The sequence below is a fragment of the Bradyrhizobium sp. CAR08 genome (genome assembly GCF_052871955.1).
This window is the reverse complement of the sequence record NZ_JBIXJX010000002.1, coordinates 213897-227894: the sequence shown is the minus strand read 5'-3', so window position 1 is coordinate 227894 and position 13998 is coordinate 213897. Positions and strand designations below refer to the sequence as shown.

General features: G+C 64.0%; 12 protein-coding genes and 1 tRNA gene. 5 read left to right on the top strand and 8 right to left on the bottom strand.

The window, feature by feature from the left end; genetic code table 11:
- Window positions 1-38 precede the first annotated feature (38 nt).
- A complete protein-coding gene (locus ACIPUD_RS04750) occupies window positions 39-278 on the bottom strand; it encodes a hypothetical protein (RefSeq protein ID WP_018459258.1) in 240 nt (79 codons plus the stop codon).
- A gap of 374 nt (window positions 279-652) precedes the next feature.
- Between ACIPUD_RS04750 and ACIPUD_RS04745 the strand changes: the two genes are divergently transcribed.
- From ACIPUD_RS04745 to ACIPUD_RS04735, 3 genes are all read left to right on the top strand, one after another.
- Complete coding sequence (locus tag ACIPUD_RS04745; protein ID WP_204510936.1) at window positions 653-1825, top strand: efflux RND transporter periplasmic adaptor subunit; 1173 nt, start codon at window positions 653-655, stop codon at window positions 1823-1825.
- On the top strand, window positions 1822-4968 hold the full coding sequence (locus ACIPUD_RS04740; RefSeq protein WP_085395899.1) for an efflux RND transporter permease subunit: 3147 nt from the start codon (window positions 1822-1824) through the stop codon (window positions 4966-4968). The genes ACIPUD_RS04745 and ACIPUD_RS04740 overlap by 4 nt, the downstream gene beginning before the upstream one ends.
- A 66-nt stretch (window positions 4969-5034) precedes the next feature.
- The gene (locus ACIPUD_RS04735; RefSeq protein ID WP_204510935.1) at window positions 5035-5607 is read left to right on the top strand and encodes an invasion associated locus B family protein; all 573 of its coding nucleotides are present in this window, start codon (window positions 5035-5037) and stop codon (window positions 5605-5607) included.
- 80 nt (window positions 5608-5687) lie between these two features.
- On the opposite strand, the gene ACIPUD_RS04730 is transcribed toward ACIPUD_RS04735, so the two are convergent.
- The 6 genes from ACIPUD_RS04730 to ACIPUD_RS04705 form a co-directional block, all read right to left on the bottom strand.
- Window positions 5688-6407: an ABC transporter ATP-binding protein gene (locus ACIPUD_RS04730; protein WP_085352790.1), complete on the bottom strand. Its 720-nt coding sequence runs from the start codon at window positions 6405-6407 to the stop codon at window positions 5688-5690.
- Window positions 6404-7171 carry an ABC transporter ATP-binding protein gene (locus ACIPUD_RS04725; RefSeq protein WP_018459263.1) on the bottom strand — a complete coding sequence of 256 codons (768 nt, stop codon included), beginning with the start codon at window positions 7169-7171 and terminating at the stop codon, window positions 6404-6406. The genes ACIPUD_RS04730 and ACIPUD_RS04725 overlap by 4 nt, the downstream gene beginning before the upstream one ends.
- Window positions 7161-8132, bottom strand: coding sequence for a branched-chain amino acid ABC transporter permease (locus ACIPUD_RS04720; protein ID WP_446480199.1), 972 nt, complete (start codon window positions 8130-8132; stop codon window positions 7161-7163). Before ACIPUD_RS04720 ends, ACIPUD_RS04725 begins: the two co-directional genes overlap by 11 nt.
- A 13-nt stretch (window positions 8133-8145) precedes the next feature.
- A complete protein-coding gene (locus ACIPUD_RS04715; RefSeq protein WP_247398215.1) occupies window positions 8146-9009 on the bottom strand; it encodes a branched-chain amino acid ABC transporter permease in 864 nt (287 codons plus the stop codon).
- A 64-nt stretch (window positions 9010-9073) separates the two neighbouring features.
- Window positions 9074-10327, bottom strand: a complete 1254-nt coding sequence (locus tag ACIPUD_RS04710) for an ABC transporter substrate-binding protein (protein ID WP_446480198.1) — start codon at window positions 10325-10327, stop codon at window positions 9074-9076.
- A 180-nt stretch (window positions 10328-10507) separates the two neighbouring features.
- A complete protein-coding gene (locus ACIPUD_RS04705; RefSeq protein ID WP_018459267.1) occupies window positions 10508-10870 on the bottom strand; it encodes a DUF1428 domain-containing protein in 363 nt (120 codons plus the stop codon).
- 299 nt (window positions 10871-11169) lie between these two features.
- Between ACIPUD_RS04705 and ACIPUD_RS04700 the strand changes: the two genes are divergently transcribed.
- Window positions 11170-11243: transfer RNA gene (locus ACIPUD_RS04700), tRNA-Gln, on the top strand.
- A 61-nt stretch (window positions 11244-11304) separates the two neighbouring features.
- Here ACIPUD_RS04700 and rnz read toward each other — a convergent pair.
- Window positions 11305-12207, bottom strand: coding sequence for a ribonuclease Z (rnz, locus tag ACIPUD_RS04695; RefSeq protein WP_446480197.1), 903 nt, complete (start codon window positions 12205-12207; stop codon window positions 11305-11307).
- Between the two features lie 265 nt (window positions 12208-12472).
- On the opposite strand from rnz, the gene ACIPUD_RS04690 reads away from it, so the two are divergent.
- On the top strand, window positions 12473-13975 hold the full coding sequence (locus ACIPUD_RS04690; RefSeq protein WP_446480196.1) for an amidase: 1503 nt from the start codon (window positions 12473-12475) through the stop codon (window positions 13973-13975).
- The last annotated feature ends 23 nt before the right edge of the window (window positions 13976-13998 follow it).

Sequence of the window (13998 nt, the reverse complement as noted above, 5' to 3'; positions counted from 1 at the left end):
GTGAAAATGCTGCTAAATCGGCGGTCGCGGGCGCATGGTCAATCGCTGCTTGGCGGCTTCATCAACGAGAACAATTCATCGACGGTCTTCCGCGCCACCGCGCGCACGCGGTCGCTGTCGTCCATGCCTGCGATGTTGACGCCGTTGACGACGGCTCTGATCTCGTCGCGGAACTCGGTGAGAAAGCGCAAGGGATCACGCTGCTCGTTGGCGACGCGTGCGATCAGTCCCGTGATCAGGATCTGACACGCGATCAGCTTGCCGTTCAGTTCGTCCATGCTGCGCTCCCGTTGTGGCGCGTCGATATGACCGATGCCGGTTTCCCTGACAACCGAAACGAGCTCCGCACGATTAGAACCGTCCCTGCCAGCCGTCGCCTTGCGGCCCATGCGCGGCGCCGCTCAGTCCAGAGCACACCGCTTTCGAGCATTGCACAAACTTTGCACGCTGATCGTTCCTGAGGGGGAATGCAGCACGGCACACCGTAGTGACACGGAGCTGCCTAACCCGTGCAAAGCTTTCCAATTGTTTAGGATTCTCAACCGATAGTGCTGTTTACACTGGAACTTGGCGTGTATTATACAAGCCTCCTGGAACCCTATGATTGCCTCATAATTCGTAGCTTAGGGCATAAGAGCCGACACGAGACGATATGAAAAAGTCCCGGCCGATCCTCTGGATTCTGATCATCGCGGCCGTGGCCTCCGCAGGTTACTATGGTTGGCAGAAATTCGGCTCGCCCGACGCCGGAAAAACCCAGACCGCACAAAAGGGGCCGCAGCGCCCGTCCGCCGTCCCTGTGAGCGTTTCGCCGGTTCAAAAGGTGGACTTTCCGGTTTACCTGACCGGTCTGGGCACGGTTGCGGGCTTCAACACCGTCCAAGTCCGAACCAGGGTGGATGGCCAGATCGACAAGATCGCCTTCACCGAAGGCCAGATCGTCAAGGAGGGCCAGCTTCTCGCCTCGATCGATCCCCGTCCCTATCAAGCCACGCTCGACCAGGCCAAGGCCAAGAAGGCCCAGGACGAGGCAAATCTGGCCAACGCCAATCTCGAGCTCCAGCGCGCCATGAAGCTCGGCGAATTCGCCACCGCCCAGCGGGTCGACACCCAGCGTTCCACGGTCGCCCAGCTCACGGCGCAGATCGCCGCCGACGATGCCGCGATCTCCAACGCGCAGACCCAGCTCGACTACACCCAGGTCAAGGCGCCGATCACCGGCGTCGCGGGCCTGCGCCAGGTCGACATCGGTAACATCGTCAACGCCTCGACGCAGACCGGTATCGTCACGATCTCGCAGGTCGAGCCGATCTCGGTGATCTTCACCGCGCCGGAGGATCAGCTGCCCTATATCAGCGAGGGCCAGAAGGCCGGCGCGCTCAGGGTGATCGCCTTCACCACCGACGGCAAGAAGACGCTGGCCGAGGGCAAGCTTGCCGTCATCAACAACCAGGTCGACACCAGCAGCGGCACGATCCGGCTCAAGGCGGTGTTCGAGAACAAGGACCACGCGCTTTGGCCCGGTCAATCGGTGTCGACACGCCTGCTGGTGCGCACCCTCAAGGATGCGACCGTTGTCCCGGATGACGCGGTCCAGCACTCCACCAACGGCCTCTACGCCTATTCTGTCAATCAGGACAACAAGGCCGAGGTGCACAAGATCAAGGTCAGCTACAGCATCGACGGACGTTCGGTCGTCGACGAAGGGCTGACGCCCGGGCAGCAAGTGATCACCGGCGGCCAATTCAAGGTCCAGCCCGGAAGCCTCGTCTCCACGGCCGTGGCGAGTACGGATCCGGCCCAGAACAAGGTCCGACAGGAATGAACGCGGGCGGGATTTCGGCACCTTTCATCCGTTATCCCATCGGCACCTCGCTGCTGATGGCCGGCATTCTCTTCGTCGGTCTCGTCGCCTATCCCCTGCTGCCGGTCGCGCCACTGCCGCAGGTAGACTTCCCGACCATCCAGATCACAGCCAATCTGCCGGGCGGCAGCCCAGAGACCATGGCTTCGTCGGTGGCCCAGCCGCTCGAACGGCAATTCGCCCAGATCCCGGGCATCGCCCAGATGACCTCGACGAGCTATCTGGGCACCGCGTCGATCACCATCCAGTTCGACCTCAACCGCAGCATCGACGGCGCCGCCAACGACGTGCAGGGCGCCATCAACGCCGCGAGCGGTCAGCTGCCGAAGAACCTGCCGTCGCCGCCGACCTACCGCAAGGTCAACCCGGCCGACGCGCCGATCCTGCTGCTGTCGGCAACCTCAGACACATTGCCGCTGACCAGCGTCAGCGACGCGGTCGACGCCCAGCTCGCCCAGCAGATCAGCCAGCTCTCCGGCGTCGCGCAGGTCTTCATCGGGGGCCAGCAGAAACCGTCTATCCGCATCCAGATCGACCCGGCGAAACTCGTCGCCAAGGGCCTGTCGATGGAGGACGTGCGCAGCCAGATCGCGATCACCACGGTCGACAGCCCCAAGGGCAACATCGACGGCCCGAAGCGCGCCTACACGATCTACGCCAACGACCAGCTCACCCAGGCCAAGGACTGGAACGACGTCATCATCGCTTATCGCAATGGCGGTCCCTTGCGAATCCGCGATGTCGGCCAAGCGGTCAGCGGCGCCGAGGACGCCAAGCAGGCGGCCTGGGCCAACGGCAAGCGCGGCGTGTTCCTGGTGATCTTCAAGCAGCCGGGCGCCAACGTTATCGAAACCGTCGACCGGATCAAGGCCACCCTGCCTCGCCTCGTCGCCGCGATCCCGCCCGCGATCAAGATCGAGCTCATCAGCGACCGCACCACGACGATCCGCGCCGCGGTCGAGGACGTCCAGTTCACGCTGCTGCTGACCATAGCGCTGGTGGTCATGGTCATCTTCATTTTCCTGCGCAGTTTTTGGGCGACCGTCATTCCCACAATCACAGTGCCGCTGGCGCTGCTGGGCGCGTGCGCCTTGATGTGGGTCGTCGGCTATTCGCTCGACAATCTGTCGCTGATGGCGCTCACCATCGCGGTCGGATTCGTCGTCGACGACGCTATCGTGATGCTCGAGAACATTACGCGCTACATCGAAGAAGGCGAATCGCCGATGGCGGCGGCCTTCAAGGGCTCCAAGGAAATCGGCTTCACCATCGTGTCGATCAGCATCTCGCTGGTCGCAGTGCTGATTCCACTGCTGCTGATGGGCGGCATCATCGGACGCCTGTTCCGCGAATTCGCCGTCGTGCTGGCGATGACAATCTTCGTTTCGATGTTCGTGTCGCTGACCCTGACGCCGATGATGGCCTCGCGCTTCCTGCGCGCCCATGGCGAGGTCACCCACGGCAAGTTCTACCAATGGAGCGAGCGCGGCTTCGATGCAATGTTGCGCGGCTACGAATGGGTGCTCGACCATGCCCTGAGCTGGCGCCGCACCACGCTCACGATCTTCTTCGCCACCCTTGCCCTGTCGGTCTATCTGTTCGTGCTGATCCCGAAAGGCTTCTTCCCGCAACAGGACGTCGGCCTGATCACGGCGACCTCGGAAGCCTCCCAGGACATCTCGTTCGCGGAGATGCAGCGCCGCCAGGTCGAGCTCGGCAAAATCGTAATGGACGACCCCGACGTCGCAACGATCGCGATGAACATCGGCGGCAGTGGCCGCGCCGGCAACAACGGCAACATGTTCATCACGCTGAAGCCGCTCAGCGTCCGCAATGCCTCGGCGCAGCAGATCATCGCGCGGCTGCGTCCCAAGCTCGAGAAGGTGTCCGGCGCCCGCCTCTACATGCAGGCGGCCCAGGACGTCCGGCTCGGCGGCCGGCCGACGCGTACGCAGTTCGAGTTCACCCTGCAGGACGCCGATCTCGCCGAGCTCAATGACTGGGCGCCGAAGATTCTCGCCAAGATGCAGACCTTGCCGCAACTGCGCGACGTCGCGACCGACCAGCAGACCCAGGGCACCACGGTTCAGCTCAAGATCAACCGCGATACGGCTGCGCGTTACGGCATCCAGCCGCAGCTGATCGACGACACGCTGTACGACGCCTTCGGACAGCGCCAAGTCACGCAGTATTTCACCCAGCTCAACACCTACAAGGTGATTCTCGAGATCCTGCCGGAGATGCAGGGCAGCCTCGAGAGCCTGAACAAGCTCTACCTGAAGTCTCCGCTAACTGGCGACCAGGTGCCGCTGTCGACCTTCGCGACCTGGAGCACCGATCCGGTTCGCCCGCTCTCGATCAGCCACCAGGGCCAGTTCCCGGCGATCACGATCAGCTTCAACCTCGCCCAGGGCGTCGCGCTCGGCCAGGCTACGGAGGCCGTGCAGAAGGCGATGGCGGACCTCGGCGCGCCGCCGACGCTCAATTCGAGCTTCCAGGGCACGGCACAGGCGTTCCAGCAGTCGCTCGGCACCGTGCCGCTCCTCATCCTCGCCGCGCTGGTCGTGGTCTATCTGATCCTCGGCATCCTCTACGAGAGCTACATCCATCCGATCACGATTCTGTCGACGCTGCCCTCGGCCGGCGTCGGCGCGCTCGCGATCCTGATGGCGGCGGGCTTCGAGTTCAGCCTCATTGCTTTGATCGGAGTCATTCTGCTGATCGGCATCGTGAAGAAGAACGGCATCATGATGGTGGACTTCGCCATCGCCGCGGAGCGCGACGAGCACAAGACGCCGGCGGAATCGATCCGGCAGGCAGCGCTGTTGCGCTTCCGTCCGATCATGATGACGACGATGGCTGCCCTGCTCGGCGGCGTGCCCCTGATGCTGGGCCACGGCACCGGCGCCGAGATTCGCCAGCCGCTCGGCTACGCTATGGTCGGCGGTCTGATCGTCAGCCAGGCGCTGACGCTGTTCACCACCCCGGTCGTCTATCTCTATCTCGACGAGCTCAACAACTGGTTCTCGGGCTGGGGCCGCAAGGGTGACGGCGAAGGCGACGAGACGGTCGAGCACGGCACCGTTAAGGAAGCTGCCGAGTAGCAGCTTGCACCGCGCGCCTCACGACGTTACAGCGAGACCCTCGGTTCACGTCAACGCGGTCTTGCCATGCCCATCCAATCCAGACTTGTCGCGCTTGCCGCCGCTGTCCTGTTGTCGGCGGGTGCCGCGCATGCCCAGCAAGGCGCCAAGAAGAACGCAGCTCCGTCTGCCCCGGCGGCACAGCCCGCACCGGCTCCGACGCAGCCGCAGGCTGACGGCGCTGCGGCGCAGCAGCCCGGCTGGGTCGTGCGCTGCACCAGCGTCAGCCGCGACGCACCGCTCGAATGCGCGATGGAGCAGAACGCGGTGCTGACCAAGACCGGCCAGACCATCGTTTTGATCAACATCCGCATCGCGCCCGACACCCGCACACCGGTGGCGCTGCTGCAATTGCCGCTTGGCCTCAACCTTCCCATCGGCGCCAAGCTCCAGGTTGACGAGGGCAAGACGGTCGATCTCCAGATCCAGACCTGCGAGAACCGCGGCTGCTACGCCTCCACGCCGATCGCGCCGGACCTGCTTGCGACCTTGCGGTCGGGCAAGCAGCTCAAGGTCTCCTTCCAGAACATGGCCAAGGAAACGATCGCGATCCCGATGCCGCTCGGCGATTTCGCGGCGGCCTACGACAAGATCAAGTAGCGACGCCTCGCCGTTACTGTTGCATATCCATTTTGCAGCCTAACGCCGCCGATACCGGGCGCCTCCAGGCGGAAAATCGGTCAGTCCACGCCCAGATAAGCCTTCTGCACCTGCGGATCCTCCGCGAGCGCCGCCGCCGTGCCCGACAGCACGCTCTTGCCGACCTGGAGCACCGTGGCGAAATCCGAGACCTCCAGTGCGAGCTCGATCGACTGCTCGGCGAGCAGAATGGTCAGGCCCTCGCGATGCAGGCGGCCGAAGGTCTCGTACATGGACTCGACCACCGCCGGCGCGAGACCGAGCGAAGGTTCATCCAGCATCAACAGCTTCGGGTCGCTCATCAGCGCGCGCCCGACCGCGAGCATCTGCCGTTCGCCACCGGACATGGTGCCCGCACGCTGGTTGCGGCGCTCCTTCAGGCGCGGAAAGATCTCGTAGACACGTTCGAGCAGCGTGGCCTGGCGCGACTTGTCGCGCAGCGGCGTTGCGCCAAGCATCAAATTGTTCTCGACGCTCTGCTGCACGAACAGCCGCCAGCCTTCTGGCGACAGCGCCAGCCCCTTGCGCACGATCGCAAAGGCTCTCTCGCCGGCGATATCCTCGCCGCGAAAGCGGATCGATCCGGAATGCACGGGAATGAGGCCGGCGATCGCGTTCAGCGTCGTGGTCTTGCCGCCGCCATTGGAGCCGAGTAGCGCCACGACGCTGCCTTCAGGAACCTCCAGCGAGACGTCGGACACGCCGATGAGATCGCCGTAGCGCACCTCGAGGTGCTCGATCCGCAGCAACGGCCCGCTCATAGGTCCGGCCCGCCCATCAGTTCGACCGGCGTGTGGCCGGCCGCTGCCTTGGCTGCACGCTTGCCGAGATAGGCCTCGATCACCGCCGGGTTGGATGTGACCTCGCGCGGCGATCCGCGGGCGATCTCCTTGCCCTGGTGGAACACCATCACGCGGCTGGCGAGTGACATGATCACTTCCATGATGTGCTCGACGATCACGAGGGTGATGCCGGAACGATGGATGTCGCGCACGAGGTCGATGGCGAGCCTCACCTCATGGGCGTTGAGGCCGGCCATGGCTTCGTCGAGCAGAAGCACCTTCGGTTCGGTTGCCAGCGCCCGCGCGATCTCCAGCCGCTTGCGACCGGGGGTGCCGAGCGAGCGCGCCGGCGCATCCGCAAGCCTGATCATGCCGACGCGCTCGAGCACCGCGCGCGCCCTGGTCTCGGCGTCCTTGCGATGCGAGGTGCGCAGGAATGCGCCGATCATGACGTTCTCCAGCACCGTCATGCCCTCAAATGTCTGCGGCACCTGGAAGGTACGAGCGAGCCCAAGCCCGGCGCGCAGCTCCGGCGCGAAGTCGGTGATGTCACGGCCCTCGAACAGGACGCAGCCCGAAGTGGTCTTGAGATCGCCAGTCAGGCAATTGAAGAAGGTGGACTTGCCCGCGCCATTCGGGCCGATCAGGCCGAGGATGTCGCCTTGCTCCAAGGTCACGGAGGCATCGTCCACCGCCTTGAAGCTTCCGAACGCCTTCGTAATTTCGCGTGCCTCAAGGAGCATGGCCAGCTCCCGTGTCCTTCGTCGGCTTGCTGCGCCGAGTGAACAGGCTGAGCAGACCGCCGGGCTGGAAGCGCGCGATCACCACGATGATCGCGCCATAGAGCACGAAGGTGAGCCCGGCGCCCTTGCCGCCGAGCCAGCTGTTCGAGATCTCCTCCAGCGGCACCAGGATCGCGGCACCGACCAGGGGCCCGAACAACAGCCCTGCCCCGCCCAGCGCCGCCATGATCAGGATTTTCACCGAAATCAGGATCCCGAACCCGGACTCGGGGTCGACGAAGCCGAACATCATGGCATAGAGCGCGCCGGCGACGCTCGTCAGCGCCGCACTCAGCATGTAGGCGTAGAGCTTGGTGCGACTGGCGGGTGCGCCGAGCGAGCGCGCCGCGCGCTCGGAGTCCTTGATCGCGCGCAGGTAAAATCCCATGCGGCTGTTGGTCATCCACCAGGTGATCAACAGCGTGATCACGAGGATTGCGAGGAAGAGATAGTAATACGGCAGCGACGACAGGAACGAGAGATCGAAGATGTTGCGCGGCACGGTCGGCCCTGAGAGCCCGACGGCCGCACCGAGCCAGTCGGTGTTGGTCACGATCAGCCGCATCGTCTCGGCGACCGCGATGGTCGCCATACTGAAATAATGGCCCGACAGACGCAGCGTCGGCACGCCGATGATCGCGGCCAAGCCCACGGCGAGCACGATCCCGCCGGGGATGCCGAACAGGGGCGACAGGCCGAATTTTGCGTAGGATCCCATCGCGGCATAAGCACCGCAGCCGAAGAACACGACGTGGCCGACCGAGACCTGGCCGGCATAGCCGCCGACGATATTCCACGCAGACGCTGCAATCGCATAGAGCAGCACCAGCGCGCCCAGACGCTGCTGGAACGGCGAGGACAGCAGCAGCGGATAGCAGATCGCGAACGCTGCGACGGCCGAGAGCCAGATCAAGCGCCGCATCACAGCTTTCTCATCAGGTCTTGCCCATCAGGCCCTGCGGCCGGAACCAGAGGAAGAGCAGGAACAGGACATAGACGACGATGTCCTTGTAGATCGCGCCGATCAGATAGCCCGACAGTGACTCGATCACGCCGATCAGCAGGCCCGCGACGAGGGCGCCCGGCACACTGCCAAAACCGCCGAGCGACACCGTGACGAAGGCGACAATGCCGAGCGTCTCGCCGACGGTCGGCACGATGTAGAAGAAGTTCGCAATCAGCGCGCCGGCAAGCCCGGTGGCACCGGCCGCAATCGCCCAGGCGATCGCCTGCATGGTGTCGGGACGGATGCCCATGAGCTGGGCCGCGGTTTGATCCTCCGCCACCGCCAGCATCTTCGAGCCGAGCGAGGTCCGCGTCAGCAGCAGATGCAGCCCGAGGGTAACGAGCAGCGCAACCACGCCGGCAAGCAGCCGCGAGGCCTCGATGCGCAGGCCCGCGAACGCATAGGTGCCGCCCACGATGTCCGGAGGCATCGACAGGAAGTTGGCCCCGAACCACCAGAACACGGAATAACGCAGCAATAGCGCAAGCCCGAAAGTGCCGAGGATCTGCGCCAGCATCGGTCCCTTCATGATATCGCGGATCAGGGCGAAATAGACGACGACGCCGACGGTCGCGAGCACCAGGGTTGCCAGCGGCGCGCCGAGGATCGGCCCTCCTCCCAACAGCGTGTAGACGACATAGGCGACGTACATGCCGAGCATGACGAAATCGCCATGCGCGAAATTGACGATGTTCATCATGCCCCACACCAGCGTGAGGCCTGAGGAAAACAGGGCATAGACAGCGCCAAGCAGAAGTCCGCCGACGATCACCTGCACGAGTACAAAGGACATGAGCCAGCGTTGCTCTGATCAAATCATTTCGGAAATGGCGGGGCGCGCAGCCCCGCCTTCAATCTCACCAGCCCTTGTAGGGCAGCACCGGCGCCTTCGCGGCGTTGGCCTTCGGCCATACCGCGGTGTAGTTCTCGCCATCCTGGAGCTGGATGATGAGCCCGGAGGCGAGGATATTCTGGCCCCTGTCGTCAAACTTCACGCCGTTGTAACCCATCATCAATTGCTCGGGCTTCAGATCGGTCGTCTTCAACGCGGCCTGGATCTTTGCCGGGTCGGTCGAGCCGGCGCGGTCGATCGCGTCGGCCAGCACGAAGAAGCCCTGCATCTGACGGCCGACGGTGTCGTCCATCTCCTCGCCGCTCTTCTTCTTGTACATGTCGGCGATGATGGCCGATGGTGAGCCGGCCGGCCCCACCGACCATGACGAACGGTTGAAGACGCCTTGCGATATCTTGCCGACCGCCTTGATGAAGGAGGGATCGGAATAGCCTGCGTCGTCGGCCAAAAGCACGGCCGGCTTGTAGTCGAGCGACTGCATGGTCTTGGCGAACAGGATCGCATCCGACGTGTAGCTGATCATGATGATCACGTCGGGCTTCTTGTCCTTGAGCTGGAGCACCTGTCCCTGCACGTCGGTCGCGTTGACGGGATAAGCGACGTCAACTGCGATGGCCTGCCCCTTCTCCTTGAAGGCGGCGCTGATCGTGTTGGCGACCGAGGTGCCGTATTCGGTGTTGTCGTGAACCAGCGCGATTGCATCGGTCTTGGCGCCTTGCGCCTTGATGTCGGCGAGGAAATCGACATAGGCCTTGGCGAAGTCGGTGGCGATCGGCGTGGTGCGGAAGAACCATTTGAAGCCCCGCTCGGTGAGATTGGCCGCGACCGACTCGGAGTTCAGAAAGGGAATGCCGTATTTCTCCGCGATCGCGCTCGAGGTCAGCGTGACGCCGGACTGATACGAGCCGAACACGGCGGCTACCTTGTCTTCCGTGATCAGGCGCAGCGCCTGGTTCTGGCCTGTCGCCGGGTTGCCCTGGTTGTCGGCGAACACGATCTCGATCTTGGCGCCGCCGAGGCCCGCAAGGCCTGCGTTCTTGGCCAGCGGCAGAGTGCCGAGCTCGGGATGAGCGTTGTTGATGATGTCCATTGCGACCTCGAGCGCCGCCTTGGCGTGCGCCCCGATCGAGGCGGTGCCGCCGGACATCGGCAGGATCGCGCCGATCTTGACGACCTTGTCCTGGGCCTGCGCGGCTGAAGCGAGCGCAAGGGACATCGCGGCCGCGCAAAGCAGCCCGGTGACGTGCTTCAATCTCATGAAATCAAACCTCCCAAGGGTTTCCCCAACCAGTTTTTTTGGAAGCTCGGCTAAGCGCCCGCTTCCGGTTGTTTATGCCTGGCGATGAGAGGATGGCATGCTGGCCCCGTACCGGCAAGTAAAACGGCTTGCCACGACGCTGCATGGACAAGCACCGACGTGTGGGCCGGGTCAGCGCCCTTACCCCATCACGTCGCTCGCCCGCAGCAGCGTCGTGAAGCCGCCGTAGATCATGCGCTTGCCGTCGAACGGCATACCATCCAACTTCAGCCGCGGGTCCGCCATCACCTTCTTGTTGACGGTGTCGCGAGTCTCCCGGTCGCGATAGACGATCCAGGCGAACACCACGATCTCGTCCTCCTTCGCCATCACCGCGCGCGGAAACGAAGTCAGCTCGCCGTAGGGCACGTCGTCGCCGATGCATTCGACATAATCGAGCGCACCGTGCTCCATCCAAATCGCGCAGGCCGTTTGCGCCAGCGCCTTGTAAGCCTCGATGTTGTCCTTCGGCACGGCCAGCACGAAACCATCGACATAGGGCATCACGGATCTCCTTGGGTTGTGTGTCCGAAGGACGATGCGGTGCGTGACGATCCGACCAGGAACCGTGATTTTCGGATGAGGCAAACGGTCGCGCGCCGCCGCGGCGCTCCGCCGGAGCCCACGATGCCACGGCCCGCACGTCCCATGTGGACCGCAAAACATCCCTGCGTCGCAGCGCTTGCCAGCCCACAGCCGAGCGGGTAGAAACCCTCCACGCCTGAGCCGTGATTTGCGCGATAAGTGCCATCGGCCACAGCCGGACAAATCAACAAGTCATTGAATTTGTTCGGCTATTCCGTTGGGGAATGGTGTAACGGTAGCACAACAGACTCTGACTCTGTTTGTCTAGGTTCGAATCCTAGTTCCCCAGCCACCGCAGGTTAAGCAGCTCACAATCAGACCGTCAGAGGTTGCGCTCTCTTTGAGCGGTGCCGCTAAATCACGACGCGATCGAAGTCGGCGGCGATCCGCGTGTTTGGAAAAATCGTTGTCGCTTCGGCCAGAATCTCTTCGTCGCGATAACGCCCCGACATGTGATTCAGCACGAGTTGCCTGACGTTGTTCGCGGCGGCAAATGAAGCCGCCTCGCGCGCGGTGAGATGACCATAGCCCCGGGCGGTCGCGGCGTCGCGATCGAGGAAGGTCGCCTCGATCACCAGCAGATCGGCGTCGGCGACATGCCTGGACAGCCCGTCAGTGGTTTCGGTGTCGCCGATGACCACAAGCTTCCTGCCGCCGCTCGGCGGCCCCATGACGTCTTCGGGATAGATCGTGCGGCCGGCGATCACGACTGGTCGTGCCGCGGCCAGTTCTCCGCGCAGCGGCCCATCGGGAACACCGAGCTCGGCGAGGCGCTCCCGCTCAAGATGGCGGCGTGCCGGACTCTGGAAGCAAAAACCAAAGCTGTCGGTGTCGCGGTGAGGGACCGGAAAGCAATCGATGGTGAAGTCGCCGGCGTCGATAACCTGTCCTTCGGTCAGCGGTGCGAACTCCACCGGGATCGGCGCCCTGCCCGCGCCCCACAGGCCGGCAAGCATGCGGATGACGACGTCGAGCGTGCCCTGGCCTCCATAGACGGTCATCGCGTCCGATTGCTGACGCAACCCCAGCGTCGAGAAGAGACCGGGGATACCGAGCACGTGATCGAGATGGGCATGCGTCAGCAGAATGCGGTCAAGCCGTCGAAAGCCCGCGCCGCTGCGCAGCAACTGGCGCTGCGTGCCCTCGCCGCAATCGATGAGGACGCGCTTGCCCGTGGCCTCCACCAGGAGAGCCGGATGGTTGCGCTCCGCCGACGGAACGCTGGCGGAGGTCCCAAGGAATGTCAGGGCGAACATGCTCGTCAGTATCCAGGCTTCGCCGCCCCCAATGCCACGTGAGCAGCAGCCCGTACAGAGCCCATCGATCGCGCATAGACCGCGGCAAGCAGTGCGTATCCCGCGATCTGATGGCCAGGCGCCGCCTCCGGCCCCCGACCGGCGGACAGATCTGGTTCCCGTTGCGTGGCCTCCTCATACCATCCGCCAAATTGCATGCTCGATACTCGGATCGATTTGCAGCCGAGCGACATCGACGCGGCGATGCAAGACAATGGAGATCGTGATGCCGCCCGGATTGACCGCCACTGACTGGGACTACGGCTCGATCAGCACATTGCTGAGCGCCCTGCACGCGCGCAAGCTTTCTGCGTCCGAGTTGATCGAGCATACGATCGCGCGCATCGAGGCGCTGGACGGGCAGATCAATGCCGTCATCGTTCGCGATTTCGATCGCGCACGAGACGCCGCGCGCGCCGCCGATACCGCACTTGGTCGCGGCGAGCGGCAGCCATTGCTCGGCATCCCCTTGACGTTGAAAGAACCGTTCAACGTCGCCGGCCTGCCGACGACGTGGGGCTTTCCGCATTTCAAAGATTTCCAACCCGCGGAGGACGCCCTTGTCGTCTCGCGGTTGAAGGCGGCGGGTGCTGTCATCATCGGCAAGACCAATATCCCGATCGGCCTCAGAGATTTCCAGAGCTACAATGACATCTACGGTACGACGAACAATCCGTGGGATTTCGGCCGATCGCCCGGCGGCTCTTCAGGCGGATCAGGAGCGGCGCTGGCTGCGGGATTCGGACCGCTGTCGATCGGCTCGGATATTGGCGGCTCGATCCGGGTGCCCGCGCATTTCTGCGGTGTGTTCGGACACAAGCCGAGCCTCGGCCTCGTCCCGCTACGCGGATACAGCCTTCCGCCGGCACCGCCCGTTGCCGGCCAGGGTGATCTCGCCGTCGTTGGACCAATGACGCGCACTGCCTCGGATCTCGCACTCGCGCTCGACGTGATCGCCGGCCCCGACGAGACGCGCGACGGGATCGGCTATCGTCTTGCGTTGCCGGCCTCACGACACGACCAGCTCAGGGGTTTCAGGATTCTCGTGATCGATACGCATCCGTTGATGCCGACAGGCGATGCCGTGCGTTCCGCCATCGGGCGGTTGTCGGAACGGCTCGAACGATCAGGCGCACGCGTCGCGCGCTCGAGTGCGTCTCTGCCCGATCTCGCCGAATCCGCCCGCCTTTACATGAAGCTGTTGAACGCAGCGCGAAGTCCACGCCTGACACCGGCCGCCCTCGCAGAGGCGCAAGGAGTTGCCGCAGAACTCTCGCCCGACGACCGCAGCCTGCAGGCCGAGCGCGCGCGCGGCTGGGCGATGGTCCATCGCGAATGGCTGGCGACCGACGCGGCGCGCCTGCGGCTGCAACAACGATGGCAGGAGCTGTTCCGCGAGTTCGACGCAGTAATCTACCCGGCCGCCGCCGTACCGGCCTTTCCCCAGGACCAGTCCGAGCCGTTCGACGCGCGGCAACTCGATATCGATGGACAGCTCTATCCCTATGCCGATGCGTGCTTCATCTGGGCAGACCCCGCTTCGACCTGCGGACTGCCTGCAACGGCCGTTCCGATCGAGCGCACGCCATCGGGCCTGCCGATCGGCGTCCAGATCATCGGGCCTTATCTCGAGGACCGCACACCGATTGCGCTCGCCGGACTGATCGAACGCGCGTTCGGCGGCTTCGTCCCGCCGCCGTCGCTGTCTGCCACGCAATCGGTGAGATGATAGAGGCGAAGACGACAACGCTC

Excerpts from the sequence above, each read along its gene's own strand:
- ACIPUD_RS04745 (WP_204510936.1), top strand. The coding sequence starts at position 653 with ATGAAAAAGTCCCGGCCGATCCTCTGGATTCTGATCATCGCGGCCGTG.
- ACIPUD_RS04690 (WP_446480196.1), top strand. The coding sequence starts at position 12,473 with ATGCCGCCCGGATTGACCGCCACTGACTGGGACTACGGCTCGATCAGC.
- ACIPUD_RS04705 (WP_018459267.1), bottom strand. The coding sequence starts at position 10,870 with ATGCCCTATGTCGATGGTTTCGTGCTGGCCGTGCCGAAGGACAACATC.
- ACIPUD_RS04710 (WP_446480198.1), bottom strand. The coding sequence starts at position 10,327 with ATGAGATTGAAGCACGTCACCGGGCTGCTTTGCGCGGCCGCGATGTCC.
- ACIPUD_RS04715 (WP_247398215.1), bottom strand. The coding sequence starts at position 9,009 with ATGTCCTTTGTACTCGTGCAGGTGATCGTCGGCGGACTTCTGCTTGGC.
- ACIPUD_RS04740 (WP_085395899.1), top strand. The coding sequence starts at position 1,822 with ATGAACGCGGGCGGGATTTCGGCACCTTTCATCCGTTATCCCATCGGC.
- ACIPUD_RS04735 (WP_204510935.1), top strand. The coding sequence starts at position 5,035 with ATGCCCATCCAATCCAGACTTGTCGCGCTTGCCGCCGCTGTCCTGTTG.
- ACIPUD_RS04720 (WP_446480199.1), bottom strand. The coding sequence starts at position 8,132 with ATGCGGCGCTTGATCTGGCTCTCGGCCGTCGCAGCGTTCGCGATCTGC.
- rnz (WP_446480197.1), bottom strand. The coding sequence starts at position 12,207 with ATGTTCGCCCTGACATTCCTTGGGACCTCCGCCAGCGTTCCGTCGGCG.
- ACIPUD_RS04730 (WP_085352790.1), bottom strand. The coding sequence starts at position 6,407 with ATGAGCGGGCCGTTGCTGCGGATCGAGCACCTCGAGGTGCGCTACGGC.
- ACIPUD_RS04725 (WP_018459263.1), bottom strand. The coding sequence starts at position 7,171 with ATGCTCCTTGAGGCACGCGAAATTACGAAGGCGTTCGGAAGCTTCAAG.
- ACIPUD_RS04750 (WP_018459258.1), bottom strand. The coding sequence starts at position 278 with ATGGACGAACTGAACGGCAAGCTGATCGCGTGTCAGATCCTGATCACG.